Source organism: Micromonospora mirobrigensis (genome assembly GCF_900091555.1).
GTDB lineage: Bacteria > Actinomycetota > Actinomycetes > Mycobacteriales > Micromonosporaceae > Micromonospora > Micromonospora mirobrigensis.
Window position 1 is genome coordinate 312,943 of sequence record NZ_FMCX01000005.1, and the last position, 25,522, is coordinate 338,464.

The following is a 25,522-nucleotide window of genomic DNA, read 5'->3' on the forward strand; positions in this document are numbered from 1 at the left end:
TGCTCATTCATGTGCGACTTTCAAACCTGCGTGATACGAGGTTCCGGCGGGCGCCCCGCAAGATGCTAAGACAGATCTACCTGCCAATTCATGGCTTCGGGAGCCGGCTTTTCGGAGCCCGGAAACCGTAGGGCCAGGCGCGCGGTCGCCAGGTGTGCCCGTGTCCCGGGCAGCGGCCGGGGTGAGCGCCCGTCCGTCCTTCGGTGAGTGCCGACCCAACCTGCTTGGAGTGCTTGTGCCTGGCTTCCTCATGCCCGTCCGGCCGTTGCCGTCGGCTCGCCGCTCGGTATCGCCGAGCGGGAACGCCCCGACCCCGCCAGGGCGGGCCCCGGCCCGCGTAGGCGCCACCGGCACCCGGCGGACCAGTTCCGTCACGGTGGGCGCCGGTGCTCGCCCCGGCCGAGACGACCTCGTGGTGGACCTGTTCATTCCGGTGCGTGCGGAGCCGTCGGCCCAACTCGAGCAGGCGGTCCGTACCGCCGAGAACCTGGCCGGCCCGGCCGGCGTGTCGGTGTACATCGTGTGTGGCGCCGACGACGACACCACACGCGGCCGACTGAGCCACCTGCTCCACCGGGCTGAGGGCGTGCAGCTGGCCGAGGTGCCGACCTGCGCGCCCAAGGCCCGGGCGATGAACGAGGTGGTCCGCCGCTCCTCGGCTGCCTGGATCGGGTTCCTCGACGTCGACGTCGCGGTCTCCGCCGCGGAGTTGATGTCGGCGCTGGACGAGGCGGAGCAGGGCCGTCTCGACTACGCGGAGTTCGTGGAACTGTCGGCCGGACCGGGCAGAGTGACCCGCCTGCTCAACATGCAGTCGGTGTTGTTCCAGATGGCGAACACCTACCTCGGGGAGCGCCTCGGCGGTCGATACTTCGCCTCCTCCGGACTGCTCCTGCGACGCTCCTTCGTGGACCGGGTCGGCCGATGGCCCGAGGACGGTTGTGAAGAGGGCTACCGGTGGAGCCTCACCGCCGCCGGGCACCCGCAACACGGCCTGACCAGCCGCGTGCCCGCCTACGGTCGACCCGCCGCCGGCCTGCGCCACGCACTGCGGCAACGCCGGCGCTGGTACCAGGGTCAGCTGCACGCAGCGGTGGACTGCCTGCGACCCGGTTATCCCTCCCGGGGACGCCTGCTGGGGCTGCTCGGCGGGGTCAGCCTGCTGGCCCAGGCCGGCTGGACCGCCAGCTTCGCCCTGGGCGTGACCAGCCGACGGGCCCGCCGGGTGTTCGCCCTCCTGGGGTTGCTCGAGGCCGTCCGGTTGGTGGTGGCTGTGCCGCTGGGTGGAGCGGCGCCGCCGGGGCGGGGCCGCGACATCGCAGCCTTCCTGGCATTCGAACTCGTCGAGGGACTGACCGTGTTGTCGGCAGTGGTGCCCGCCTCGCCGGCGGGCGGTTGGCGGCCGACGCAGAGAGGATGATTAGCGTGACCGACACCGTCGAAGTGCTCTGCTCACCGTCCGGCTCGACGGAGAGCGCCCTGCTCACCGCCGAACTCGAAGCATGGACCCGGTCGTCCGGTGTGCCAGTGACCAGCACCCGGTTGGCCGACCACAAGGACGGGCTTCTCGCCTACCTCGGCGGCGCCGCCGCCCGCAGCACGGTGCTCCAGGTCACCCCTGACGTGGTGGGCGCCCTGGTCGAGGCCGGGCTGCTCCAGCCACCGCCCCCCGACGTGATCCAACCCGCGGTCCGGGCCGCTCTCGGGGCCGCGTTCCAGGTCGGCGGTGAGCTGTGGGCAGCCCCCAAGGACTACTCCCTGATCGGTCACTACGGGCGGGGCGATGCCGCAGCGTCCGACGTCGGCCCGACCTTCATGAACCCGGTCTACGAGCGGATCGCGCCCTTCCTCTACGCCCACGGTGGCGGCACCGTCCTCGACGGGGGAGGGGGTGCCGGGTGCGAGTCGGGCAACCTGGCCGGCGTGCGCCGGCTCCAGGGGCTGCTCCGCGAAGGCCTGGTGGCCTTTCCTCAGCAACACGGTCACCGCAACACGGTGGAAGCCGCCCGCGAGGGGGCGGCGCGGTTGGCCCTGGAAGGCCCCTGGTTGACGCGAGAGGTGCCCGGCGCCTGGAGCGTCGCGTCGGTCGGCGAGCTGACCGGAGGCGATACGACGCTCGCCCTGGCCGGTGGGTGGGCGGTCACCGCCGGAGCCGATGACATCGCCTGGGAGCTCGTACGCCACCTCACCGCCCCGGCCACACTCGAGCGGATCTCCCGGGACGGCGGCCCCCGTTCGGTGCACCACCTCGCCGGAGGCGACGCGTTCCGGCTGCTGCGTCCCATCGCCGGGGCCCGGACCGCCATCTGGGCGTGGCAGGCGCTCATCGGCACGCTTGCCGACGATCCTCCGGAGCTGCTGGCTGAGGCGTTGTCCGTGGCCGACCTCAAGGAGTTGACGTGACCAGGTTGCAAGCAGTACTTGCCGAGCTCCAGGACGGCCTGATCGAGGTGCCGGCCGGCACCACCACGATCGGGTCGACGTCCGAGACCGTCAGGGCCGAGCTGGCCGCCCCCGACATGCACGGTGTACGACCCGAGTGGCTGCTCAAGGAGGTGCCCCGGCACCTCGCCCGGCTGCCCACCTTCTGGATCAGTCGGGTACCGCTGACGGTCGATCAGGTCGCTGCGCTCGCGCCGAGCACCGGGGTGCGCCCGACCGGTGACGCCCGCCACGATCATCCGGCCACTGTGCAGCTCAGCGAGATCGACGACCTCTACCGGGCGCTGTCCGAACTCATCGGCCGGGTCGTCACGCCGCCGACCGAGGAGCAGTGGGTCCGCGCCGCCCGTGGCGACGACGAGCGGGTCTATCCGTGGGGGGACGACTGGCAGGAGGGGCTGGCCAACATGGCGCAGGCCAGTCTGGGTACGACCGCTCCGGTCGGCAGTTTCCCGGCCGGACGCAGCGCCTTCGGCCTGCTCGACATGGCCGGCAACGCGGACGAGCTCACTCGCACCCCGTACGCGCCCTTTCCCGGCGCTCCCGCCGAGGTGCCTGCGGTCGAGGACTGGGCGCACGCCCCCTACGTCACCAAGGGGGGCGGCTACATGCATGCCCGCGATCTCGCCCGCTGCGACCGCCGGCACGGCATCTACGCGGCGGACGAGCCGTTGGCGCTGCGGCTGGTCGTGGAGTCGGCGGCATGAGCCGGACCGGACTTCAGCCGGCCCCACCGGAGGCGCCGCGCATCGGCCAGGCCGGGCGCGTCCTCATCGCCGCCACCGCCCTGTCGGCCCTCGGCAACAGCATGTACATCGGTGCCGCCGCGTTGCTGGTGCTGCAACTGACCCGGGACCCGGCGTCGGTGCCGCTCATCGCGATCTGTGGTGGGATACCGGCGATCGTGATGGCCCCGCTGGTGCCCAGGGCCATCAAGCGCTTCGGCGCCGCCACGGTCGCGATCGCCGCGGATCTGGTGAGCGCTGCCGCGGCCGCCGTCTATCCGGTGTTGTTCCTGCTGGCGCTGCACAACGGCCCGGAGATCGTCTATGCCCAGGAGCTGGTGATCGGCAGCGCGGCCGCCTTCTACTCCACCTCGGCCCGGATCCTGGTCAGCGCGCTCTCGGCCAGCTCCGCCAGCGTGCTGATCCGGATCAACGGGTACTCCATCGCCACCACCCAGATCGCCGGCGTGATCGGCTGGGGCCTGGGCGCGCTCACCCTCGCGCTGTCCAACGCGGCGGTCGCGATGTTCGCCAACGCCGTCACCTTCGTGCTCAGCGCGCTGCTGCAGTGGCGGGTGCGCGACGACCTGCGCAGCGCCCAGCAGCGTGGGGAGGAGACCGAGTCGCCTGCCGGCGACGACCCTCCGTCCCGCTGGTACCTGCCGCATCCGCTGGGGGTGCTGGCGACGGCCGGACTGGTCGTGGTCTTCACCACGACCCAGCGCCTGTGGCTGAGCAACTACCCGGCGGTCCTCGAACTGGTGCTCGGCAAGCCGGACTGGACCCTGGGCGTCGCCAACGTCGCCTACAGCGCGGGCGCGATCCTGGCCGGCGTGCTGATCGCCGGGCGCGTCCAGACACCGTCCGTCCGGGTGGCGGTACTCGTCATCTGTGGCTTCTACGCGCTCTGCGCCCTGGTCACCTTCACCTCGCCGCTGCCGCTGATGCTGGCGGTCTACTGCCTGGTCGGGCTCGCCTCGATCGGCGTGGTGCTGGCCCAGTCCCGGCTGCAGCTCGACCTCCCGCTGAGTACCCAGTCCACGTTCTTCGCCCGGTTGCTCGCCGTCCAGAACGCCAGCAACCTCGTCTTCCTGTCGCTGTGGATCCCGCTGCTGCGGCTCAGCGACCCTCGTACGCTGATCGTGATCACCCTGACCACGGCGGCGGTACTGACCATTCTGCTAGGGGTGACCAAACATGATCATCGTCCTGACCACGTCCGACAGTGAGAACTCCCGTGGCGCCGAGTGCGCCAGCATGCTCGCGCAGCGGCTGACCGACGCCGGCGCCGGTCGGGTGGCGCTGGTCGACTGGGGCCGAGACCCGGCGACCGCTCAGGCTCGGCTGGCCGCGGAGCCCGAGCCCGTCACCGGGGTGGTGCTGGTCGCTCCGGTGCGGAACTTCGGCATCGCCGCCTCCACCAAGTCGGCCATCGAGCAGCTCGGCGACCTCTTCAGGGACCGACCCGTCGGCGTGGTCATGACCGCTGGCACGCCCCGGAGCCTGCTCGCCGTGCAGAGCGTCGTGATGCCGCTCCTGCTCGACTACCACTCGGTCATCCACCCCAGAGTGGTGCACCTGCCCGGCGAGCCGGACGAGAAGGCCCGCCTCGACCGGTTCGCCGAGGAGTTCGCCGGCTTCTGTGCCGTCCTCGAGCCTGCGTGGACCAACGGGTTGAACGGCGCGGGTGTCCTCACCCCGCGACGACCCCACCGGTAGCGCGCGAACCGGCGCGATCACCTCCAGAAGGGACAGCCATGCGGATCGCCCACGTCTCCTACGGCACGGTGTACGGCGGTGCCCCGGAACTCATCCGGGCCGACACCCGGGGATTCCAGGACCTCGGTTGCACCGTCTCCTGGTTCGACATCGCCCCCTACTTCCACGAGCAGCCGCTCGCCGACTACCTGCACGACGCCCTGCACGGCGTACGCCCCCGGGTCATCCCCGGAGGCCAGACGGAACTGCGGCAGCGCTACGCGAACCCGGATGCCGATCTCGGGCCGCTGGCGGCGAAGATCACGGCAGACCGACCGGACGTGGTCGTCCTGCACGACCCGGTCGGCCTCGTCCTGGCGCCGGCGCTCGCCGGCGTCGCGCAGCTCGTCTGGCGGTCGCACATCGGCGACCAGGCGTGGAACGAATGGACCATCTCCGCCAGCCAGATTCTCCGTCCGGCCCTGGCGCACTGCGCGTCGGCGGTGGTGCACCTGCCCGAGTACGTCTGGCCGGAGGCGCCCTGCCCGTTCCTGGTCAGCGCACCGGGGATCGACGTGGACAGCACCAAGAACCGCCAACTCGCCCCGGCGGAGACGGCGCAGCTCGCCAGCCTGCTCACCACCGGGCTGGTGGAGGCCGGCTGGGGGACGGACCGGGCCGGCCGGGACTCGTCCGAACGGGACCGGGTCTTCCTCGACCACGGTACGGGTTTCCTGCCCAGCGACACCGCCCGGTACGCGGTCGTGGTGGCCCGGTGGGACCCACTGAAGGGACACCGTCTGGCCCTCGACGCCTTCGTCGCCGCCGCCGCCGTCGACCCCGACCTGCACCTGGTCTTCGTCGGGCCGAATCTGCACTCCTCCAGCCGGGGCGTGTTCCACGACGTCCGCAACGGCATCCTGACCGCCATCGGCGAGCTACCCACCGCGTTGCGACAGCGTGCTCACCTCTGGTCGGCGGTCGACATCAGCACGGACGTGCACCAGGCAGGGGTGAACCTGATCAGGAGCCGGGCGGCGCTGGTGATGCAGCCCAGCCTGCGGGAGGGCTTCGGGCTCTCCCTGACCGAGTCGATGTACCGCGGGCGAACCAGCATCGCCACCGCCGTCGGTGGACACCGGCACCAGATCTCGCCCGGCGTCAACGGACTGAGCTGTGCTGCCGATGCCGAATCTCTGGCCGGCGCGCTGACCCTGGCCCTTGAGCAGTCACCGCAGCTCGGGGGGCCCGCCCGCGCCTCTGTCACGGAGCGTTTCACGGCCCAGCACAGTGCCCGCCGGCAACTGGAACACTTCCAGCGGGCCGCGGGATGAGCCGTCGCCCCTACGTTCTCCTCTCCTGCGCGATCTCCCTGGACGGATATCTGGACGACGCCTGCGAGCCGCGACTCATTCTCTCCAACGAGTTGGATCTGGACCGGGTCGATGCCGTCCGCGCCGAGTGCGACGCCATCCTCGTCGGCGCGAACACGATCCGCCGGGACAACCCCAGGCTGCTGGTGCGCTCGGCCGACCGGCGCAGCGCCCGGGTCGAGTCGGGCCGGCCCTCCTCGCCGACCAAGGTGACGGTGACCCGGACCGGCGAGTGCGACCCGACCCGGAACTTCTTCGCCGAGGACGGCGCAGCGAAAATCGTCTACTGCGGCTCGTCGGCGGTCGAGCCGGTTCGTCGGCGGTTGGGTGACCGTGCTTCGGTGCGCGACTGCGGTGACCCGCCGGAGCTGAGCAGGGTGCTGCACGACCTGGCGGTGTCCGGTGTGCAGCGGCTGATGGTGGAGGGCGGCGGAATCATCCACACCCAGTTGCTCACCGCTGGCCTGGTCGACGAGTTGCAGTTGGTGGTGGCGCCGTTCTTCGTCGGCAGCGCGGACGCACCGCGGTTCGCCCTCGACGGCAGCTATCCGCAGAACGCGAAGAACCCCGCGAGGTTGATGGAAGTGCGCCCGATGGGCGATGCCGTGCTTCTTCGGTACGTCATGGGCGCACCAGACGAGAGGACGCCCAGGTGAGCAGGAGCGAGCATGACTGGCTGCGCGAGGCGATCGAGCTGTCCCGATCGTGCCCGGTCAGCGACACGGCGTACTCGGTCGGTGCGATCGTGGTCGCCGACCACGGGGCCGAGGTGAGCCGCGGCTTCTCCCGGGAGACGGACTGCCTGGTCCACGCCGAGGAGGGACTGCTCCGCAGGCTCGGGGAGCAGCGGGTGGACCTGCGCGGGGCCACGATCTACTCCTCGCTCGAACCGTGTAGCGTCCGCCGCTCGCGGCCCCGCTCCTGTACCCAGCTGATCCTTGCCGCCGGGATCTCCCGGGTCGTCTTCGCGCTGCGTGAGCCGCCCCTGCTCGCGGACTGCGACGGCGCGGAGCGGCTGCGGCGAGCCGGCGTGCAGGTGCGGGAGATCCCGTCGCTGGGTCCGTTGGTCCGACAGGTCAACGCGCACCTGATCGGCGCGCCGGCCCAGCCGGCCATGCTGAACTGAGGGGCGGCACGACAGGTGGGGGCGTCGCTGGTCCGCGTCGGCGGGCTGACGGTGCGGCGCGCCGTCGCAGGACGATGCCGGAGGGTGTCCGCGGGGCGATCGCGGGCACCCTCCGCCGTGCTCAGGCCAGGTGTCGGGGATCCAGCGAGCGGGTCAGCGCGCAGACCGCCAGCAGGCGGGTGAGCGTCCAGTCGGGCGCGTCCCACGGGTCGGCGTCGGTGGGCGGCGGCCACCAGCCGTGCTGGCGGGCCGCGGAGCGTACCCCCTCGGCGTAGCCGGCGAGGGCGGCCGGGGTGAGCGGCCGGCGGTCTCCGTCGAGGCTGTCGCGCACCGCGGCGGCGTGCTGGTCGACGCTCGCCAGCAGGCCCGGCCGGGCGGCCGCCGCGGCCAGGCCGGCGGCGCCGACCGAGGCGGTCAGCAGGGCGAGGGTGGACCGGGCGGCGCCCACCGCGGTTCCGGTGGTGACCTGGGGGTACGGCACTCGCATGAGCTACGAGGCTAGCCACCCGGTGCCTCGGGCAACCTCCGCCGCTCGGTTCGACCGGCCTCGGTCGCGGGGATTGAGCCGGATACCGGTGGGCAGAAGGAGAGGCGGGCCCGATCGGGGCGCAGCGGGGATGGGGAGGCACGGATGGGACAGCGGGCGGACGGGCCTGACCAGGCGCACCGGCGGCCGGCCGGGGTGAGCGACGAGACGGTCGCGGCGCTGGGCAAGCTCAGCGAGGCGCTGGAGACGGTGGAGCGGGTACGCGGCCACCTCTACTCGCTGCACCAGCTGGTGGGGCACGCCGACCTGATGCTCGACGACGCGGTGGAGAAGTTCCGCGCCGCCGGGCACCCGGAGGTCGCCGACCGGATCGCCACGGAGCTGCTCGGCCGCAACGTCATCGCGGGCCGGTGGACGTTCCAGATCGTCGAGGACTTCGACGACGGCTACTACGCGCTCTTCCGTCAGCTGGACCGGGACGCCCGCGACAAGTTGGTCGACGGGAAGCGGCACCTGTACGAGGCGGAGATGAAGGAGGAGCGGCGTACCCGGGGGATGCCCGGGCACGAGGCCCGTCCCGATGGCCGGGGCTAGTCGGCGCCGGCGCCTTCCGGCTGGCGACGCTTGGTGTCGTCGGCGAGGATCACGGTGGCCACCATCAGCGCGACGCAGAGGCTGAACAGCCACGAGCCGTCGGAGACCAGCCGGGCGGCGACGGGGGCCTGGAGCGCGGCGAGCAGGAAGCCGAGCCAGGCCAGCCGACGCTGACGTGGGGTGAGGATGCCGGAGCCCTGTTGCATTCCGAAAGTCTTACGCGACGGCCCCGGCTCACCCGAGCCTTCGGCGCCGATTCTGGATGACCTGTCCGCTTTTCCGGACGACCGGGCCGCACTTTTTGTCGGTTCGGGGGTGGCCGGTGGCGGCTCCCGTCGTTCTCGGCGGGGCACGGCGAAGGCGCCCGGCGGTGGGCCGGGCGCCCGCCCTCGCCGGTGGCGCTCACATGGTGTCCGGGCCGGTCCGTCCCGTGGTCGACGGCCGGTACGCGCGCTCGGCGTCGGTCAGCTCCCGCCGTTCGGTCCGCGGGTCGGCGCCCCGGTCGACCGCCTCCGGCCCGTGCCCGAAGGCCGCCTCCTCGCCCGCGTCGTTGCCGGTGGCGTCGTCGGCCTGCCCGTCGATGGTCGACCGGGCGATGGCCCGGTCCAGCTCCTCCAGCGGGGTCTTCTGCTCGTCCCGCCACACCCTGTCGTTGTCCGTCATCCCTCTGCGGTACCCGGGCGGGATGATCGCAAACGGCCGCAACGAGCCACCCCGACACACGCCGACGGCCGCCGGAGATCCGGCGGCCGTCGGCGAAGACGGAACGGGGGAGAGGATCAGGGGGTCGGCCGGTCCACCGAACCACGCCACGCGCCGGTCTCCTGACCGCGCCGCTCGATGAACGTCTTGAACCGCTCCAGGTCGCCCCTGGCCCGGCGGTCGACCACGCCCAGCTTGTCGCCGGCCTGCTCGACCACGCCGTGCGGCTCGAAGTCCATCTGGAGCGTGACCCGGGTGTGCCCCTCGTCGAGGCGGTGGAAGGTCACCACGCCGGCCTGCTGGGTGCCGCCGGTGGACTTCCAGGCCACCCGCTCGTCGGGGAGCTGCTCGGTGATCTCGGCGTCGAACTCCCGCTTCACCCCGGCGATCTCCACCGTCCAGTGGGTCATCGTCTCGGAGAGCTGCCGCACCTCCTGCACGCCCTCCATGAAGTGGGGGAACTCCTCGAACTGGGTCCACTGGTCGTACACGGTCCGGATCGGGACCGCCACGTCCACGTGTTCGATAACGCCGCTCATGCAGGTTCCTCCTTCACCGCCGGTGCGCCGCCGGATCGTGGGCCGATCCGGCTCACCAGCGCGTCGTCTCGTTCTTGTGCCCGAGTGCGGCCCACACCTCGGAGATCGTCTGGTAGCGAGTGCCCTCGGGGAGCCGCTCCAGGGCGTCGACGATGTCGGCCGGCGCCTGGTTCTCCCGGGCGTTGGCCACCAGCGCCGCGCGGTCGCCGGGCAGCGCGGTCATCGTGATGAACCGGCCCAGCCGACTGCGCGCCTCGACGTCCTCGGAACTCATCCCCTGCGGGGAGCCGGTGCGCAGATCGCCGGCCGGGGCGGTGGTGGCGCCCGGCTGGTCCTCGCCGGCCGGCTCCGCCTCACGGAACTCCTCGACCCGCGAACCACCGGTCCCCGGCCCCTGCACGAGCCCGGCGACGTCCTGGCTCATGTTGTCGTCGACCCGCGGCGAGTGCTTGCTGCTGCCTCGTTCCATGTCGTCAGCGGTACCCGGGCAGGGGCGGGGCAAACCGGAGCGCGAGGCGATCGGTGCCACACCGTCACGAATCGGCCGGTTCCCGCGGCGGCAGGATCGGCTCACCGGGATCCTTCGCCCCGCTCTGCAACACCCGTCCCCGCTGCAACTCCGCGTTGATCTGCACCCCGAGCATCAGGGCGCAGTTGGACAGGTAGAGCCAGACCAGGAACGCGATGACCGCGCCCAGGCTGCCGTAGGTGACGTCGTACGAGCCGAAGTTGGCGACGTAGAGGCCGAAGCCGAAGGAGGCGAGCAGCCAGGCCAGCAGCGCCACCGCGCCACCCGGGGTGACCCACCGGAACCGGGGCTGGCGCACGTTCGGCGCGGTCCAGAACAGCAGCGACAGCAGCACCATCACCACCATGGCCAGCGCCGGCCACTTCGCGACGCTCCACACCGTACGGCTCAGCCCGCCCGCCCCCACCAGGTCGCCGACCGCGTCGGCCACCGGCCCGCTGACGATCAGCCCGGTCGCCACCACGGCGAGCAGCAGCAGCGACAGCGCGGCCAGCCCGATCTGGATCGGCCGCAGCTTGTAGACCGGCCGGCCCTCCTGCACCCCGTAGATGGCGTTGGAGGCCCGGGTGAACGCGCCGATGAACCCCGACGCCGACCAGAGCGCACCGAGCAGACCGAAGCTCAGCAGCACCTTCGCCCCGCTCTGCTGGTCGACGACGCCCCGGACCACCTCGACGAAGCCCTCGTTGCCGACCACCGCACCGGCGCCGATGTCCCGGGCCAGGTCCAGCACGGTGTCCACGGTTCGTTCCCCCTCGGAGACCAACCCGACCAGGGCGACCACCACGATGGTGGAGGGGAAGAGCGCCAGCACCCCGTAGTAGGTCAGCGCGGCGGCCCAGTCGGCGCAGTTGTCCTTGAGGAAGTTGCGCCCGCTGCGGACCAGCACCCCGCGCCAGGTCCGCCAGCTCAACTGGCGTACCCGGCGGGGCAGCCGCCGCTGCGTCCGCTCCGGTGCCGTGGCCGGCCCCGTCGTCGCTGCCATGCCCGCTCCCGTCGCCCCGGCCGCCGGACCGCATCGTTTCCCCGCCGGCGCGCACCGGTCGAGGCGGTACCCGGGCCGGAAAATCGACAAACCCGACGTCCGCGTTTGCCGGTTCCGCGCGGGGGAACGGTCCTCCGCAGACGCAATCGACGCGCGAGGAGGACGAGATGCCCGGGCGCGAGGTACTGCCCAGCACGCTGCGGCGCTCCCCCCCAGAAGGCCCAGCGAACCTGGGAGAAGACGCACGACTCGGCCGTCGAGACGTACGGCGAGGGGGAGCGGGCGCACCGTGTGGCGTTCGCCGCGGTGAAGCACGAGTTCGAGAAGGTCGGCGACCACTGGGAGCCCAAGGGCCGAAAGGGCCCGAGCGACCGGCAGGCGGCCGGCGGTGGCCCCGCGCGGCGCGCCCCCACGGCCGGGGGCGTGGACGCCAACGCCACCAAGGACCACCTGATGGAGGTGGCGAAGAAGCTGGACGTCCCGGGCCGGTCCCGGATGACCAAGCCGGAACTGGTCAAGGCGATCGAGAAGGCGAACAACCGGCAGACCGCCAAGGCCCGGGACAAGAGCAAGGGCCGCTGACCCCATCGGGTACGACAGGGAGTGGCCGCCGGATCCGACGGCCACTCCCTCTCGTCTCACCTCACCAGTGCCCGCCCCCGGGGGCCTCCAGGTGCACCGTCTTGACGGTGCTGAACTCGTCGAGCAGCTCCGGGCCGTACCCGAAGCCCTGCCCGCTGCCGCGGCGCGGCTGCGCGGCACCGCCCGGCGCGCCCCCGAAGACCGCGTTGACCTTGACGGTGCCCACCGGCAGCTCCCGCCAGGCCCGCTGGGCGTGGCTCATCGACGGGGTCAGCACCGAGGCGGCCAGCCCGTACGGCGAGTCGGCGGCGCAGCGCAGCGCCTCGCTGAACGAGTCGACCACCACCACCGCGGCCACCGGCCCGAACGTCTCCTCCCGGACCAGGGTCATCTCGTGCCGGCAGTCGGTCACCACCGTCGCCGGATAGAACGCCCCCGGCCCGTCCGGCAGCACCCCGCCGGCCCGCAGCGTCGCGCCCTCCGCGACGGCGGCGGTGACCTGCCCGTGCACGTGGTCCCGGTGCCGCCGGTCCACCAGCGGACCCAGCTCGGTCGACGGGTCGCGGCCCGGACCGACGGTCAGCGCCCCGGCCCGCTCGACCAGCGCGTCGACGAAGTCCTCCGCCACGTCCCGGTGCACGTAGATCCGCTCCACCGCCACGCAGATCTGCCCCGCGTTGGCGAACGAGCCCACCGCCGCCTGCCCGGCCGCCCAGACCGGGTCCACCCCGGCGTCGACGACCAGCGGGTCGCTGCCACCGTTCTCCAGCAGCGCCTTCGCGCCGGTACGGGCGCACGCCGCGGCGATCGCCCGGCCGGTGGCCGTGGATCCGACGTGGGCCACCACGTCCACCTCCTGCCCGGCCAGCGCCGCGCCCACCTCGCCGCCACCGGTCAGCAGCGACAGCGCCCCGGCCGGCAGCACGCCGTCCAGGGCCCGGGCCAGCAGCCAGCCGGTCGCCGGGGTCCGCTCGCTCGGCTTGTAGAGCACCACGTTGCCGGTGACCAGCGCGGCGCCGAGCAGCCCGCAGGAGACCGCCACCGGATCGTTCCACGGGGTGATCGCGGCGACCACCCCGCGCGGCTCGGGCGCCATGAAGTCGATCGCGTCGGCGCCGCCGTGCAACGTCCGGCCCCCGCGCAGCGGGCCCAGCTCGGCGTACTGGCGCAGCGTGCCGATGCCCGCCTCGACGCCACCCCGGGCGTCGCCCAGCGGCTTGCCCATCTCGGCGGTGACCGCCTCGGCAAGCTCGTCGGTCATCGCCGCCACCGCGTCCGCGGCGCGGTGCAGCGCCGCCGCGCGCTCCGCCGCCGGGGTAGCCGCCCACTCCGCCGCGACGCCGCGCGCCGCCTCCACCGCCTTGGCCACCTCGTCCGCCGTGGCCACCGGGACCGCGCTGACCGGGGAACCGTCGGCCGGGTCGTGCACGACCAGCTCGCCCCCCTCGCCGCCCGCGCCCCACACTCCACCGATGAGCTGCTCAACCCTGTACATGCGGCAGTGGATGCCCCCGCCCCGGCCGGGCAAACGCGTTTCACCCGGTAAGCGGCCGGGTAGGCGGATCGGATGACGTCGCCCGCCACCCCGACCGGTTCCACCGTCCCGACCGGCGCGGAGAGCGCCGACGCCATCGTCGTCGGCGCCGGGCACAACGGCCTGGTCGCGGCGAACCTGCTGGCCGACGCGGGCTGGGAGGTGCTGGTGCTGGAGGCCACCGAGTCCCCCGGCGGCGCCGTCCGGTCGGCCCAGGTCACCGCCCCCGGCTACCTCAGCGACCTGTACAGCTCCTTCTATCCCCTCGGCTACGCCTCACCGGTGCTGGCCGGGCTCGACCTGGACCGGTACGGCCTGCACTGGACCAACTCCCCGGACGTGCTGGCGCACCTGCTGCCCGACGGGCGGGCCGCCGTGATCAACCGGGACCTGGACACCACCGCCGCCTCGCTGGAGAAGTTCGCCCCCGGCGACGGCGACCGGTGGCGGCACGCGTACGCCGACTGGCGCGAGGTCTCCGGGCCGATGCTGGAGACCATCACCAGGCCCTTCCCGCCGGTGCGCGGCGGGGTGGAGTTGCTGCGCCGGCTGCGGGTCGGTGGCGCGCTGCGGCTGGCCCGCCGGCTGGTCGTCCCGGTCCGCAAGCTCGGCGACGAACTCTTCGAGGGCGAGGGCGGGCCCGCGCTGCTGGCCGGCTGCGCGCTGCACACCGACCTGTCACCCGAGGAGGCCGGCTCCGGGGTGTACGGCTGGCTGCTGGCCATGCTCGGCCAGGAGGTCGGCTGGCCGGTGCCGGTCGGCGGCGCCCAGAAGATCACCGATGCGCTGGTGGCCCGGCTGACCGAGCGGGGCGGGCGGATCCTCTACGGCGCCCGGGTCGACCGGGTGCTCACCGCCCGGGGCCGCGCCATGGGAGTGCGTACGGCCGGCGGTGGCCTCTGGCGGGCCCGCCGCGCCGTGCTGGCCGACGTGCCGGCCCCCGCGCTCTTCCTCGACCTGGTCGGCCCGGACGCCCTGCCGCCCCGGCTGGTGGAGGACCTGGCCCACTTCAAGTGGGACGGCTCCACCCTCAAGGTCGACTGGGCGCTCTCCGCCCCGGTGCCGTGGACCAACCGGGAGGTGGCCACCGCCGGCACCGTGCACCTCGGGGCCGACCTCAACGGGCTGACCAGCTATGCCGGCGCGCTCGCCCGGGGCGAGGTGCCGCGCGACCCGTTCCTGCTCGTTGGGCAGATGTCGGTGGCCGACCCGAGCCACTCGCCGCCGGGCACCGAGTCGCTGTGGTCGTACACCCACCTGCCGTTCCGGCCGAACTGGCGGGCCGAGGACCTGACCGGGCACGTCGAGCGGATGGAGGAGGTGCTGGAGGCGGCCGCCCCCGGCTTCCGCTCGCTGATCGTCGGGCGGCACGTGGCCGGCCCGGCCGACCTGGAGAACGGCGACCCGAGCCTGGTGGGCGGGGCGCTGGGCGGCGGCACCGCGGCCGCGTACCAGCAGCTCTTCCTGCGGCCGGTCCCCGGCCTGGGCCGCCCCGACACCCCGGTGGACCGGCTCTACCTGGCCAGCGCCTCGGCGCATCCCGGCGGCGGGGTGCACGGCGCGCCCGGCGCGAACGCCGCCCGGGCGGCGCTGGCCCGTGACCGGGCGCTCACCGGCGGCCTGTACGCGGGCGTGATCGGCGCGGCGCATCGGGCCGTCTACCGCTGACCGCCGTGGGCCGCGCCGGTCGGAGCCGACCGGCGCGGCGGCGACGGTCTCAGCCGGGCAGGTTGCGGTGCCGGCTGCGCAGCTTGAACGGCATCAGGGCGCTCTCCACCTTGGTGGCGGTGGTCATCTTCGAGATGCCGTCGCGCCGCTCCTCGAAGCGGATCGGCACCTCGAGGATGGTGTGCCCGAGCTTGGTGGCCAGGTAGTGCATCTCCACCTGGAAGCTGTAGCCGTTGGACTGGACCCGGTCCAGGCCGATGTCGCGCAGCGCGTCGGCCCGCCAGATCTTGAACCCGGCGGTCAGGTCGCGGATCCGCACCCGCAGCAGGGTGTGCACGTAGAGGTTCGCCCAGCCGCTGAGCGCCCGGCGGTAGAGCGGCCAGTTCTCGTCCAACTGCCCACCGGGCACGTAGCGGGAGCCGATCACGACGCCGGCCTGGGTGGAGAGCAGCGCGCCGAGCATGCCGGGCAGCGCCTCCGGCGGGTGGGACAGGTCGGCGTCCATCTGCGCAACGTAGTCGGCGCCGGCGTCGAGGGAGCGGCCGATCCCGTCGACGTACGCCCGACCCAGGCCCTCCTTGCCGGCCCGGTGCACGACCTCGATCCGGTCCGGGTGCTCGATGGCCAGCTTGTCGGCCACCTCGCCGGTGCCGTCGGGGGAGTTGTCGTCGGCGACGAGCACCTTCAGCCCGGGCAGCGGCAGGGCGAGGAGCCGCTCGACCAGCACCGGGAGGTTGCCCGCCTCGTTGTAGGTCGGAACGACGACGGTCAGGCGCGCGTCCCGCCACGGCGAGGGCAACTGCACGGGTTCGATCATGGCGATATCCTCGGTTTGCCGACAGGGTTTCCCTGAGAGGGTAGCCACTGGCCCGGTGGCTCGTGGCCCAGGCTCCCCGTCGGCGCCGGATTCACCGCTCGCCACCCGACCCGCGGGTCGGGTGGCGTCGGGTCACTCCTGCGACTTCTGCCGCACCGCGATGTCGGAGAGCCGACGCAGCGTCTCCTTGTTCCGCTGGTGCAGCACCAGGTCGTTGACCTTGTTGCGGACCCAGCGCAACGGTCCGGCGGCGAAGTCCTCGCCGAGCCGGACCCGGGTCGCGTCCGCGCCGACCGGCTCCAGGGTGAACGAGACGATCGCCTCGCCCGCCGGCCAGAGCCCGGCGCGCAGCACCAGCCGGTGCGGCGGTTCGCAGAGCAGCACCGTCGAGGCGTCCTGGAGGGAGAACGGCCACGGCCCGGCCCGGTGGTGCAGCTGGGTGCCCACCCGGGGCCAGCCCTCGTCCACGTCGCGGACGTGCGCCGTGCCCACCACCCAGTCGCTGTACGTCCAGCCGTCGGAGAGCACCTTGAAGACCTGCTCCGGGGGAGCCTGGATCACTTTCTCCACAATCGCCACGCGGCACCTCATACCCCTCGCACCGGTACGGGTAACCGGGCGGCCGGGTTAGCTTCTCGGCGACGACGGGTAACGCCGCACCGACCCTCCGTGCGGCGGGAGGGGTCGTGCCGGCCGGCGTACCCCGGCCGAAGATGATGTTTACTCCTCCGGGCCCCGGGAACCCGCCGCCCGTGCGACGGGACCAGGATGAGCCGGATCAGCGCAGGTCAGCCCGGGTCGACCCGGGTGTTGACCGGCCCTTCCCGCCGCCCGCCCGGCCCGCCGGGGTGCTCTTCGACGCGGTGCTGCTGGACCGGGACGGCACGCTGGTCGAGGACGTGCCCTACAACGGTGACCCGGAGAAGGTGCGCCCGCTGCCCGGGGTGCGCGAGGCGCTGGACCGGTTGCGCGCGGCCGGCCTGCGGCTGGGTGTGGTGACCAACCAGTCCGGCCTGGCCCGGGGCCTGTTCGGTGCGGCGGACCTGGCCCGGGTCAACGCGCGGGTGGAGGAGTTGCTCGGCCCGTTCGACGACTGGCAGGTCTGCCCGCACGACGACCGGGCCGGATGCCGGTGTCGCAAGCCGGAGCCGGGCATGGTGTACGCGGCCTCTGGCGCGCTGGGCACCGTCCCGGCCCGCTGTGTCCTGGTCGGCGACATCGGCGCCGACATGGTGGCGGCCGGCGCCGCGGGCGCGGGCGCGATCCTGGTGCCGACGCCGGTGACCCGGCCGGAGGAGATCGCCGCCGCCCCACACGTGGCCCGGGACCTACCCGCCGCCGTCACCGAGATCCTGCGCCGCCAGAACGCCCTCCGCCCGACCACCCCCCGCCGGGACCGGGCCGGCACCGTCCTGGTCGTCCGCAGCGACTCCGCCGGAGACGTCCTGGTCACCGGACCCGCCATCCGCGCCGTCGCCGCCGGCGCCCGGAAGATCGTCCTGCTCTGCGGACCCCGCGGCCGCGCCGCCGCCGACCTCCTGCCCGGCATCGACGAGGTCGTCGAATGGCCACTGCCCTGGATCGACGGCGACCCGCAGCCGGTCGACCCCGACGACATGCGCCACCTCACCGACCGGCTCACCCGGCTCGGCGCCGACGAGGCCATCATCTTCACCAGCTACCACCAGTCGCCCCTGCCGCTGGCCCTGCTGCTGCGCGTCGCCGGCGTGCCGACGATCCACGCGATCAGCGACGACTACCCGGGCAGCCTCCTCGACACCCGCCACCGCGTGCCGGTCGGCGTGCCCGAACCGGAACGCGCGCTGTCCCTGGCCGCCGCCGCCGGCTTCGCCCTGCCCGACCACGACGGGCCCGGGCTGCGGCTGCGCCCCGACGCGGTGCCCCCGCCCCCGGCCGAGCTGGGCGGTCCCGGCTACGTCGTGCTGCACCCCGGCTCCACCGTCCAGGCCCGGGCCTGCCCGCCCGACCTGGCCGCCCGGATCGTCCGGGTGCTCGCCGAGGCCGGCCACCGGGTGGTGGTCACCGGCGGCCCGCACGAGCGGGAGCTGACCGCCCTGGTCGCCGGCGACCTCGGCGTCGACCTGGGTGGGCGTACCGGCCTGGCCGGCCTGGCCGCCGTGCTCACCGGGGCCGGCGCGCTGGTGGTCGGCAACACCGGCCCGGCGCACGTGGCCGCCGCGCTCGGCGTACCGGTGGTCAGCCTCTTCGCCCCCACCGTCCCCTACGGACAGTGGGGGCCCTACCGGGTGCCCGCCGTCCGGCTCGGCGACGCCGGGGCGCCCTGCCGGGACACCCGGGCCACCAGCTGTCCGGTCGCCGGGCACCCCTGCCTGTCCCGGCTGGACCCGGCCGACGTGCTCGCCGCCGTACGCCTGCTCGACGTCCCGGCCGACCGCCCGCCGGCCCGGACCGGCCCCACGGTCGGGGTGGCCGCCGTCGCGGCCGGGCCGCCCGTCGGTCGGGCGGTCACCACCAGCGGCGGGAGCGGCCGATGAACGTGTTGGTCTGGCACGTGCACGGATCGTGGATGACCTCCTTCGTGCACGGCAAGCACCGCTACCTGGTGCCGGTCACCCCGGACCGCGGCCCGTACGGGCTGGGCCGGGCGCGCACCTACCCCTGGCCCGAGGACGCCGTCGAGGTGACCCCGCAGGAACTCGCCGGCGCCGACGTCGACCTGGTCGTGCTGCAACGGCCCGAGGAGTTCGACCTGGCCTGCGAGTGGCTGGGCCGGCGGGTCGGCCGGGACGTGCCGGCGATCTACGTCGAGCACAACACCCCCAAGGGCGACGTGCCCAACACCCGCCACCCGATGGCCGACCGGGACGACCTGCTGCTGGTCCACGTCACCGCGTTCAACGAACTGTTCTGGGACAACGGGACCACCCGCAGCACGGTGGTCGAGCACGGCATCGTCGCCCCGACCGTCGAGTGGACCGGCGAGCTGGACCGGCTCGCCGTGGTCACCAACGAGCCGGTCCGCCGCTGGCGGGTCACCGGCACCGACCTGATGCCACGGTTCGCGCAGGTCGCCCCGCTGGACGTCTTCGGCATGGGGGTGGCCGGGCTGCCGGCCGCCCTCGCCGAACGCTGCGGGCCCACCGCCCACCCGGTTACCGGGTACGACGACCTGCCGCAGGACCGGATGCACGAGGAGGTGGCCCGGCGGCGGGCGTACCTGCACCTGTGCCGGTGGACCTCGCTCGGGCTGAGCCTGATCGAGGCCATGTCCATCGGCATGCCGGTGGTCGCGCTGGCCACCACCGAGGCCGTGGTGGCGGTGCCGCCACCGGCCGGCGTCCTGTCCACCCGGATCGACGTCCTGCGCGACGGCGCGCGGCGGTTCGTCGAGGACCGGTCGCTGGCCGCCCGCACGGGCGCGCAGGCCCGGGCGGCGGCCCGGGAGCGCTACGGCCTGGAACGTTTCCTCGCCGACTGGGACCGGCTGCTGGAGGAGGAAGTATGCGCGTCGCGCTGATCTCGGAGCACGCCAGCCCGCTCGCCGTCCTCGGCGGGGAGGACGCGGGCGGTCAGAACACCCACGTCGCGGAGCTGGCCGCCGCCCTGGTGGACGCCGGCCACGAGGTCCGGGTCTACACCCGCCGCGACGCCCCCGACCTGCCGGTCACCGTCCGCGCCCCGGACGGCTTCGACGTGGTGCACGTACCGGCCGGACCGGCGGAGCCGCTGGCCAAGGACGAGCTGCTGCCGCACATGCGGGAGTTCAGCCACTGGCTGGTGGAGCGGTGGCGGGGCGGCGACTGGACGCCCGAGGTGATCCACGCGCACTTCTGGATGAGCGGGCTGGCCGCGCTGAGCGCCGGCGGGCGGACCGGGGTGCCGGTGGTGCAGACGTACCACGCGCTGGGCACGGTCAAGCGCCGGCACCAGGGGGTGCAGGACACCAGCCCGGCCCGCCGGGTCGCCTACGAGCGGGAGCTGGGCTGCTCGGTCGACCGGGTGGTCGCCCAGTGCCGCGACGAGGTCGGCGAGCTGGTCCGGATGGGGGTGCCCCGCTCCCGGATGACGATCATCCCGTCCGGGGTGAACCTGAACACCTTCACCCCGCTCGGGCCGGCCGCCGAACGGGTGCCGGGACGGGCCCGGATCCTCACCGTCGGCCGGCTGGTGGAACGCAAGGGCTTCCAGACGGTCATCCGGGCGATGGCCCACGTACCCGACGCGGAGTGCGTGGTGGTCGGCGGTCCCCCCGCGGGCCTGCTGGAGTCCGACCCGTACGCCCGGCGGTTGCGGGCCCTGGCCGCCTCCTGCGGGATGGCCGACCGGGTGCGGCTGGTCGGCGCGGTCCCCCGGGAGGAGATGGGCCGCTGGTACCGGTCGGCGGACGTGCTGGTCGCCGCCCCCTGGTACGAGCCGTTCGGCCTCACCCCGCTGGAGGCGATGGCCTGCGGCATCCCGGTGATCGGCACCGCGGTCGGTGGCCTCACCGACACGGTGGTGCCCGGCCGCACCGGCGACCTGGTCCCGGCCCGCGACCCGCGGGCGCTGGGCACCGCCGTCCAGGGCCTGCTCACCGACCGGATCCGCCGCTTCGGGTACGCCACCGCGGCGCTGGACCGGGCCCGGCGGTGCTACTCCTGGGCCGCCACGGCGGAGAAGCTCGCCGAGGTCTACGGCGAGGTGACCGCGGTGCGCCGGCCGACCCGGGTGGTCGCCGGATGACGGCGCAGTCGCCGGACCTCCGGCCGGCCGACGGCGGACGGGGACCGTCGGTGCTCGACGCGCACCTGGCCCACCTGGCGGAGGCGCTGCTCTCCTACCGGGAGTGCGAGGGGCTGCTCGCCCGCTGGGGCCGGGAGCTGGCGGGCACCCTGGTGGCCGGCGGGCGGCTGCTGGTGGCCGGCAACGGCGGCAGCGCCGCCGAGGCCCAACACCTCACCGCCGAACTCGTCGGCAAACTCCGCCACGACCGCGAACCACTCTCCGCCATCGCCCTGCACGCCGAAACCAGCGCCATGACCGCCATCGGCAACGACTACGGCTACGACGAGGTCTTCGCCCGCCAGGTCCGCGCCCACGGCCGACCCGGCGACATCCTCCTGCTCCTGTCCACCAGCGGCACCAGCCCCAACCTGCTCACCGCCGCCCACGCCGGCCACGCCACCGGCCTGCGCACCTGGGCCTTCACCGGCCCCGCCCCCAACCCCCTCGCCGACGCCTGTCACGAGGCGCTCGCGGTGTCCTCGCCGGACGGTCAGGTGGTGCAGGAGCTGCACCTGGTCTCGGCCCACGTGCTCTGCGAGTACGTCGACCGGGCCCTGGCGGCGGCGCCGGCCGCGGCGACCGAGCCGGTGCCGGACGCGGCCACCGGGTCCGTGCCGGGCGCGGCGACCGGACCGGTGCCGGCCGGGACCACCCGGGCCGGGCCGGTACGCACGGGCGTCGAGGTGGTGCTCGGCGACCGGGAGGTCGAGCCGGAACGAGGAGGTCGAGCGTGACGGGACCCGTGGTGGTGATCGGCGACACCCTGCTGGACCGGGACGTCGAGGGGGTGGTGAACCGGCTCTGCCCGGACTCGCCGGTGCCCGTGCTGGACGAGACGGCGCACGTGGACCGGCCCGGCGGGGCGGGGCTCGCGGCGCTCTTCGCCGCGGCGCAGGGGGCCGAGGTGGCGCTGGTGACCGCGCTGGCCGACGACGCCGGCGGGGCCCGGCTCAGCTCGCTGCTCACCGCGGCGGGAGTGCAGGTGTACGGGCTGCCGCTGGTCGGCGCCACCCCGGAGAAGATCCGGCTCCGGGCCCGGGGACGGGTGCTGCTGCGGCACGACCGCGGTGGACCGGCGGGGGACCCCGGCCAGCCCAGCGAGGCGGTGCTGCGGCTGATCGCCACCGCGTCGGCGGTGCTGGTCAGCGACTACGGGCGCGGGGTGGCCCGGCAGCCGGCGCTGCGGGCCGCGCTCGCCGCCACCGCAGCCCCGGTGGTCTGGGACCCGCACCCGCGCGGCCCGGCGGCGGTGCCCGGTGTGCAGCTGGCCACCCCGAACGAGTCCGAGGCGCGGGAGCTGGCGAAGGTCGCGCCGGGCGCGTCCCGACTGGTCACCGCCTCCCGGGGCGCGCAGGGGCTGCGCGAACGGTGGCGGGCCGGCGCGGTGGCGGTCACCCTGGGCGGCGACGGGGCGCTGCTCTGCCACGCCGGGTCCACCCCGCTGGTGGTGCCCGCCCCGGCCAGCGCCGAGGGGGACACCTGCGGCGCGGGCGACCGGTTCGCGTCGGCCGCCAGCATCGCGCTGGCCCGGGGAGCGCTGGTCTCCGAGGCGGTGCAGCACGCGGTCGCCGAGGCGTCGGCGTACGTGGCGGGCGGGGGAGTGGCGGCGGTGCTGCCGCCGCCGGTGCGTACCGCGCCCACCGTGGTCACCGCGACCGGCGGGGACCGGATCGGCGCGGTCGCGGCGGGCGCGGTCGCCGCCGAGGTACGCGCGGCGGGCGGCACGGTCGTCGCCACCGGCGGCTGCTTCGACCTGCTGCACGCCGGTCACGTCGCCACCCTCCAGGCCGCCCGGCAGCTCGGTGACTGCCTGATCGTCTGCCTGAACTCCGACGCCAGCGTCGCCGGCCTGAAGGGGCCGGACCGGCCGGTGGTGCCGCAGGGCGACCGGAGCCGGATGCTGGCCGCACTGAGCTGCGTCGACGCGGTGCTGATCTTCGACGAGGCCACCCCGCACGCGGCGCTGTCCTGGCTGCGGCCCGACGTCTGGGTCAAGGGCGGCGACTACGCCTGCGGGGCCGGCGACGAGCCGGCGCTGCCCGAGGCGGAGCTGCTGCGCCGCTGGGGCGGGCACACGGTGGTGGTGCCGTACCTCGACGGTCGCTCCACCACCGACCTGATCGCGGCGGCCCGGGCGGGTCGGTTGCGGGCGGGGGATCCCCCGGTGGGCGAGCCGGGTCGGCAGGAGGCGCCGTCGGCGACGACAGGGAGGTCACGATGAGCGGTGGGATGCCCGGAGCCGGGCCGATCGTCCTGGTCACCGGCGGATCGAGTGGACTGGGCGCGGCGGTGGTCGCCGCGGTGGCCAAGGCCGGCGGGCGACCGTTGGTGCTGGACCGGCGGGCGCCGGCCGACGGGGTGCCGTGGGTGGAGTGCGACCTGGCCGACGCGCGGGCCGCCGAGGCGGCCACCCGACAGTTGGCCGAACGCTCGGGCGGGTTGGACGGGGTGGTGACCGCCGCCGGGATGGACGTCCCGGGGAAGCTGGCCGACCTGCCGGGGGAGACCTGGGACCGGATCATCGCGGTGGACCTGCTGGCCACCGCCGCCGTGGTGCGGGCGGCGCTGCCCTATCTGGAGGCGTCCCGGGGCAGCGTCGTCACGGTGGCCTCGACGCTGGGCGTCAAGGCGGTCAGTGACGCCACCGCGTACTGCGCGGCGAAGTTCGGGGTGGTCGGCTTCACCCGCGCCCTCGCCGCCGAACTCGCCGGGACCGTCGGCGTCACGCTGCTCATCCCCGGCGGGATGCGGACCGCCTTCTTCGACGAGCGGGACCAGCAGTACAAGCCCGGCCCCGACGCCATCCTCAACGACCCCGACGACACTGCCGCGGCCGTCATGTTCGCGCTCTCCCAACCGCCCGGCTGCACCGTCCGGGAGATGGTGGTCTGCGCCGAACAGGAAACCTCCTACCCGTGATCCTCGTCCTGCGGGCGCTCGGCGTCGGGGACCTCGCCACCGGGGTCCCCGCGCTGCGCGCCCTGCGCACCGCGTACCCGGAGCAGGAGCTCGCCCTGGTCGCGCCGGCCTGGCTCGACCCCCTGGTCGACCTGGTCGGCGGCATCGACCGGCGGATCCACGCCGACGGCCTCGGACCCCTGCCTTGGACCGGGCCGGCACCGCAGATCGCCGTCAACCTGCACGGCAGGGGCCCACAGTCGCACCGGACGCTCGCGGCCACCCGACCACGCCGGATGCTCGCCTTCGCCAACCCCGACGCCGGACACCACGACGGACCGGTCTGGGACGACGACGAACACGAGGTCCACCGCTGGTGCCGGCTGCTCGCCCGGTACGGGATCCCCGCCGACCCGGGCGACCTGGCCCTGCTCCCGCCCTCGTCGTCGGACGTGCCGGCCGGGGTGACCGTCGTGCACCCCGGCAGCAAGATCCGGGCGAAGCGCTGGCCAACCGACCGGTTCGCCGCCCTGGCCCGGGAGCTGACCGGGCGGGGGCACCGGGTGGTGGTCACCGGCTCCGCCGACGAGCGGGACCTCGCCGGGCGGGTCGCGGCCCGGGCCGGGTTGGCCGCCTCGGCGGTGCTCGCCGGCCGTACCGACGTGGGTGAGCTGGCCGCCCTGGTCGCCCGGGCCCGCCTGGTGGTCAGCGGGGACACCGGGGTGGCCCACCTGGCCACCGGCTACGGCACCCCCTCCGTGGTGCTCTTCGGTCCGGTCCCTCCGGGCCGGTGGGGACCGCCGTCCGGCCGTTCCCGGCACCGGGTGCTGACCGCGAACGACGGTGAATGGACCGGCGGCGCAGGGGTAGGAACGCCATCGACGATGGCGGCCATCCCGCTCGGCCGGGTGCTGGCCGCGGTGGACGAGGCGGAACAGGCGGTGCGGACCTCCGGTGCGGTTGCGGCGTAGTGATCCGGGCAGGCCGGGGTACGGGCGTCGCCGGCGCGGTGAGGGCTGGCGGTACGTCGACAGGGCCGGCGCGCCGCTGCGCGACCCGGACGAGGTGGCCCGGATCGAGGGCCTGGTCATCCCGCCGGCCTGGGAGGACGTCTGGATCTCGCCCTACCCCAACGGGCACATCCAGGCCACCGGCGTCGACGCCGCCGGACGCAGGCAGTACCTCTACCACCCGCAGTGGCGGCGCAAGCGGGACGAGGCGAAGTTCGACCACGTCCTGGAGGTGGCGCACCGGCTACCGGTGCTGCGCAGCCGGGTGGCACAGGACCTCGACGGCCGTGGGCTGAACCGCAACCGGGTCCTCGCCACGGTGACCCGGCTGCTCGACATGGGCATGTTCCGGGTCGGCAACGACCAGTACGCCGTCGGCGAAGAGGCCACCTACGGGGTCTCCACGCTGCGTCCGGAGCACGCCCGGTCCCGGGGTGGCTGCGTGGTCTTCGAGTTCCCCGCCAAGGGCGGCATCGAGCAGGTGCGCCGGATAGAGGACCCGGAGCTGTGCCGGGTGCTGACCAACCTGCGCCGCCGGCGCCGGCGCGAGGAACGCCTCTTCGGCTACTGGGACGGTCGGGACTGGCGCGACGTGCGCAGCGACGAGGTCAACGACTACCTGCGCGACGCCAGCGGCGGGGAGATGACCGCCAAGGACTTCCGCACCTGGCACGCTACGGTGCTGGCCGCCACCGAGCTGGCGACGCTGGGCCCGGCGCGGTCGGCGACGGCCCGCAGGAAGGCGGTGGCCGCCGTGATGCGGTCCGTCTCCGAGCTGCTCGGCAACACCCCGACGGTGGCCCGCACCTCCTACGTGGACCCGAGGGTGGTCGACCTGTTCCACGACGGCGTGGTGGCGCCGGTGGCCCCGCAGACCCCGCGGGAGGACGCCGAACGCATCGTGCTGGCCCTGCTGGAGGAGGCCTGACCGGCGCCGGACGGCGTGCGTCGCGTCCGGTGCGGACCGGTCGGCGTCGGTCCTCGCGGCGGCGCGGAGCGCGGCACGTGACCGGTCCCGCCGGGTCCTGGGGGAACCACGGCGGGACCGGCGATCGGTGGTGGCGCAT

Annotated in this window: 27 protein-coding genes and 1 pseudogene; 19 read left to right on the forward strand and 9 right to left on the reverse strand. The window is 74.2% G+C overall.

The features are described 5' to 3' along the window. Positions 1–415: 415 nt before the first annotated feature. From GA0070564_RS18620 to GA0070564_RS18655, 8 genes are read left to right on the forward strand one after another with little or no spacing between them, the layout of a single operon-like run. On the forward strand, positions 416–1,420 hold the full coding sequence (locus GA0070564_RS18620; RefSeq protein WP_176730736.1) for a glycosyltransferase family 2 protein: 1,005 nt from the start codon (positions 416–418) through the stop codon (positions 1,418–1,420). 5 nt (positions 1,421–1,425) lie between these two features. Beyond that, positions 1,426–2,403: a type 2 periplasmic-binding domain-containing protein gene (locus GA0070564_RS18625; RefSeq protein WP_141714816.1), complete on the forward strand. Its 978-nt coding sequence runs from the start codon at positions 1,426–1,428 to the stop codon at positions 2,401–2,403. Then, positions 2,400–3,149 carry a formylglycine-generating enzyme family protein gene (locus GA0070564_RS18630; RefSeq protein WP_218104962.1) on the forward strand — a complete coding sequence of 250 codons (750 nt, stop codon included), beginning with the start codon at positions 2,400–2,402 and terminating at the stop codon, positions 3,147–3,149. Before GA0070564_RS18625 ends, GA0070564_RS18630 begins: the two co-directional genes overlap by 4 nt. Then, the gene (locus GA0070564_RS18635) at positions 3,146–4,396 is read left to right on the forward strand and encodes an MFS transporter (protein WP_091609937.1); all 1,251 of its coding nucleotides are present in this window, start codon (positions 3,146–3,148) and stop codon (positions 4,394–4,396) included. Before GA0070564_RS18630 ends, GA0070564_RS18635 begins: the two co-directional genes overlap by 4 nt. After that, a complete protein-coding gene (locus GA0070564_RS18640; protein ID WP_091609938.1) occupies positions 4,365–4,886 on the forward strand; it encodes an NADPH-dependent FMN reductase in 522 nt (173 codons plus the stop codon). The genes GA0070564_RS18635 and GA0070564_RS18640 overlap by 32 nt, the downstream gene beginning before the upstream one ends. Before the next feature lie 38 nt (positions 4,887–4,924). Next, positions 4,925–6,199 (forward strand): glycosyltransferase, encoded by a 1,275-nt coding sequence (locus GA0070564_RS18645; protein ID WP_091609939.1) that lies wholly within the window; start codon positions 4,925–4,927, stop codon positions 6,197–6,199. Beyond that, positions 6,196–6,894: a RibD family protein gene (locus GA0070564_RS18650; protein WP_091609940.1), complete on the forward strand. Its 699-nt coding sequence runs from the start codon at positions 6,196–6,198 to the stop codon at positions 6,892–6,894. Before GA0070564_RS18645 ends, GA0070564_RS18650 begins: the two co-directional genes overlap by 4 nt. Beyond that, positions 6,891–7,364, forward strand: coding sequence for a cytidine/deoxycytidylate deaminase family protein (locus GA0070564_RS18655; protein ID WP_091609941.1), 474 nt, complete (start codon positions 6,891–6,893; stop codon positions 7,362–7,364). Before GA0070564_RS18650 ends, GA0070564_RS18655 begins: the two co-directional genes overlap by 4 nt. 121 nt (positions 7,365–7,485) lie before the next feature. Here the strand turns inward: GA0070564_RS18655 and GA0070564_RS18660 are convergent, their stop codons facing one another. Beyond that, complete coding sequence (locus GA0070564_RS18660) at positions 7,486–7,851, reverse strand: DUF6401 family natural product biosynthesis protein (RefSeq protein WP_091609942.1); 366 nt, start codon at positions 7,849–7,851, stop codon at positions 7,486–7,488. Positions 7,852–7,995: 144 nt separating this feature from the next. Between GA0070564_RS18660 and GA0070564_RS18665 the strand changes: the two genes are divergently transcribed. Next, positions 7,996–8,445 (forward strand): hypothetical protein, encoded by a 450-nt coding sequence (locus GA0070564_RS18665; RefSeq protein WP_091609943.1) that lies wholly within the window; start codon positions 7,996–7,998, stop codon positions 8,443–8,445. On the opposite strand, the gene GA0070564_RS18670 is transcribed toward GA0070564_RS18665, so the two are convergent. The 5 genes from GA0070564_RS18670 to GA0070564_RS18690 all read right to left on the reverse strand — a co-directional run bounded on the left by GA0070564_RS18670 (position 8,442) and on the right by GA0070564_RS18690 (position 11,200). Then, positions 8,442–8,651, reverse strand: a complete 210-nt coding sequence (locus GA0070564_RS18670) for a hypothetical protein (protein ID WP_091609944.1) — start codon at positions 8,649–8,651, stop codon at positions 8,442–8,444. The genes GA0070564_RS18665 and GA0070564_RS18670 overlap by 4 nt on opposite strands. A 196-nt stretch (positions 8,652–8,847) precedes the next feature. After that, a complete protein-coding gene (locus GA0070564_RS18675; RefSeq protein ID WP_091609945.1) occupies positions 8,848–9,108 on the reverse strand; it encodes a hypothetical protein in 261 nt (86 codons plus the stop codon). Between the two features lie 116 nt (positions 9,109–9,224). Next, positions 9,225–9,686 (reverse strand): SRPBCC family protein, encoded by a 462-nt coding sequence (locus GA0070564_RS18680; protein ID WP_091609946.1) that lies wholly within the window; start codon positions 9,684–9,686, stop codon positions 9,225–9,227. Positions 9,687–9,738: 52 nt separating this feature from the next. Beyond that, positions 9,739–10,155 (reverse strand): DUF2795 domain-containing protein, encoded by a 417-nt coding sequence (locus tag GA0070564_RS18685; RefSeq protein WP_091609947.1) that lies wholly within the window; start codon positions 10,153–10,155, stop codon positions 9,739–9,741. Between the two features lie 64 nt (positions 10,156–10,219). Then, positions 10,220–11,200, reverse strand: coding sequence for a YihY/virulence factor BrkB family protein (locus GA0070564_RS18690; protein ID WP_091609948.1), 981 nt, complete (start codon positions 11,198–11,200; stop codon positions 10,220–10,222). A 167-nt stretch (positions 11,201–11,367) separates the two neighbouring features. Here GA0070564_RS18690 and GA0070564_RS18695 point away from each other — a divergent pair. Next, a pseudogene (locus GA0070564_RS18695) lies at positions 11,368–11,782 on the forward strand (ChaB family protein). A gap of 61 nt (positions 11,783–11,843) precedes the next feature. Here GA0070564_RS18695 and GA0070564_RS18700 read toward each other — a convergent pair. Beyond that, a complete protein-coding gene (locus tag GA0070564_RS18700; RefSeq protein WP_091609949.1) occupies positions 11,844–13,277 on the reverse strand; it encodes an aldehyde dehydrogenase family protein in 1,434 nt (477 codons plus the stop codon). Positions 13,278–13,349: 72 nt separating this feature from the next. Between GA0070564_RS18700 and GA0070564_RS18705 the strand changes: the two genes are divergently transcribed. Then, on the forward strand, positions 13,350–14,984 hold the full coding sequence (locus GA0070564_RS18705; RefSeq protein WP_091609950.1) for a phytoene desaturase family protein: 1,635 nt from the start codon (positions 13,350–13,352) through the stop codon (positions 14,982–14,984). Positions 14,985–15,033: 49 nt separating this feature from the next. On the opposite strand, the gene GA0070564_RS18710 is transcribed toward GA0070564_RS18705, so the two are convergent. Together GA0070564_RS18710 and GA0070564_RS18715 are read right to left on the reverse strand one after the other, a co-directional pair. Continuing rightward, positions 15,034–15,801, reverse strand: a complete 768-nt coding sequence (locus tag GA0070564_RS18710; protein ID WP_091609951.1) for a polyprenol monophosphomannose synthase — start codon at positions 15,799–15,801, stop codon at positions 15,034–15,036. 132 nt (positions 15,802–15,933) lie between these two features. Beyond that, entirely contained in the window at positions 15,934–16,380 is a 447-nt protein-coding gene (locus GA0070564_RS18715) for an SRPBCC family protein (RefSeq protein ID WP_091609952.1), read from the reverse strand. Positions 16,381–16,553: 173 nt separating this feature from the next. Between GA0070564_RS18715 and GA0070564_RS18720 the strand changes: the two genes are divergently transcribed. The 8 genes from GA0070564_RS18720 to GA0070564_RS18755 are packed head-to-tail and all read left to right on the forward strand — an operon-like array spanning position 16,554 to position 25,383. Next, positions 16,554–18,317, forward strand: coding sequence for an HAD-IIIA family hydrolase (locus GA0070564_RS18720; RefSeq protein ID WP_425412496.1), 1,764 nt, complete (start codon positions 16,554–16,556; stop codon positions 18,315–18,317). Next, entirely contained in the window at positions 18,314–19,300 is a 987-nt protein-coding gene (locus GA0070564_RS18725) for a glycosyltransferase (RefSeq protein ID WP_091609953.1), read from the forward strand. The genes GA0070564_RS18720 and GA0070564_RS18725 overlap by 4 nt, the downstream gene beginning before the upstream one ends. Then, positions 19,285–20,505: a glycosyltransferase gene (locus GA0070564_RS18730; RefSeq protein ID WP_091609954.1), complete on the forward strand. Its 1,221-nt coding sequence runs from the start codon at positions 19,285–19,287 to the stop codon at positions 20,503–20,505. Before GA0070564_RS18725 ends, GA0070564_RS18730 begins: the two co-directional genes overlap by 16 nt. After that, positions 20,502–21,281: a D-sedoheptulose-7-phosphate isomerase gene (locus GA0070564_RS18735; protein WP_091609955.1), complete on the forward strand. Its 780-nt coding sequence runs from the start codon at positions 20,502–20,504 to the stop codon at positions 21,279–21,281. The genes GA0070564_RS18730 and GA0070564_RS18735 overlap by 4 nt, the downstream gene beginning before the upstream one ends. Continuing rightward, positions 21,278–22,768: a PfkB family carbohydrate kinase gene (locus tag GA0070564_RS18740; protein ID WP_091609956.1), complete on the forward strand. Its 1,491-nt coding sequence runs from the start codon at positions 21,278–21,280 to the stop codon at positions 22,766–22,768. Before GA0070564_RS18735 ends, GA0070564_RS18740 begins: the two co-directional genes overlap by 4 nt. Beyond that, on the forward strand, positions 22,765–23,466 hold the full coding sequence (locus GA0070564_RS18745; protein ID WP_091609957.1) for an SDR family oxidoreductase: 702 nt from the start codon (positions 22,765–22,767) through the stop codon (positions 23,464–23,466). Before GA0070564_RS18740 ends, GA0070564_RS18745 begins: the two co-directional genes overlap by 4 nt. After that, positions 23,463–24,416: a glycosyltransferase family 9 protein gene (locus tag GA0070564_RS18750; protein ID WP_091609958.1), complete on the forward strand. Its 954-nt coding sequence runs from the start codon at positions 23,463–23,465 to the stop codon at positions 24,414–24,416. Before GA0070564_RS18745 ends, GA0070564_RS18750 begins: the two co-directional genes overlap by 4 nt. Continuing rightward, on the forward strand, positions 24,400–25,383 hold the full coding sequence (locus GA0070564_RS18755; protein ID WP_091609959.1) for a DNA topoisomerase IB: 984 nt from the start codon (positions 24,400–24,402) through the stop codon (positions 25,381–25,383). Before GA0070564_RS18750 ends, GA0070564_RS18755 begins: the two co-directional genes overlap by 17 nt. Positions 25,384–25,522: the final 139 nt, after the last annotated feature.